This window comes from Denitromonas iodatirespirans (assembly GCF_018524365.1).
GTDB lineage: Bacteria > Pseudomonadota > Gammaproteobacteria > Burkholderiales > Rhodocyclaceae > Nitrogeniibacter > Nitrogeniibacter iodatirespirans.
On sequence record NZ_JAEKFT010000123.1, the window covers coordinates 1 to 695 of the forward strand.

The window sequence follows — 695 nt, forward strand, 5'->3', positions numbered from 1 at the left end:
CGCGCTGCTGGTTGTCGGTGTCGTCGAAGACGAGTTGGTTGTGGCCGGCGAAGCGGCCGTGGGCGCCGAATTCCTTGGTGCGGATGCCACTGAGGGCGGCGCTGTGGCGGTGTTCATTGGCGGCGGCGCCGTGCCAGGCGGGGCTGTTGCCGGCCGTGAGGTTGCCTTGGGCGGCAGGGGCGTGGTCGGTGGCTTGCTCGAAGACGCTGCGGTCTGCGGCTTGGGCGTCGGCGCCGCCGGGGGTGGGGGTGATGCCCCCTTCGCCACGGCCGTTAAAAAGCCCGCCAAGCACTGTCGGCCTGTTGATGTCCCCGCCCAGGAAGGTGACGAGGACTTCCTGCCCGATGCGTGGGAGCATCTGCCAGCCCATGCCGGGGCCGGCCTGGCGGGTGCCTACGCGCACCCAGCAGCTGGAGCAATCGTCGGGGGTGTTGCCCTGTTGCCACAAGAAGCGCACCTTGATGCGCCCGAGCCGGTCGCACCAGATTTCGTCGGCGCCGTTGGGGCGGGTTTCGCCCTGGGGGCCGACGACGATGGCGCTGGTCGGGCCGTTGGCGGTGGGGCGCGGGTTGAGCCGGGCGCCGGTGTCGTCGGTGAGGCGGGGGCGCCAGGGCAGGTGCGCGGGCAGCGCGTCGAAGCTGTTGGCGTAGCCGCGCGCGGCGGCCAGGGCGAGCACCTCGGAGAGGCCCGCGGCG

General features: G+C 72.5%; 1 protein-coding gene. It reads right to left on the bottom strand.

The window, feature by feature from the left end:
* Positions 1 to 695: phage baseplate assembly protein V (locus I8J34_RS24230; RefSeq protein ID WP_230411997.1), on the bottom strand; the 695-nt coding region annotated here is incomplete at both ends.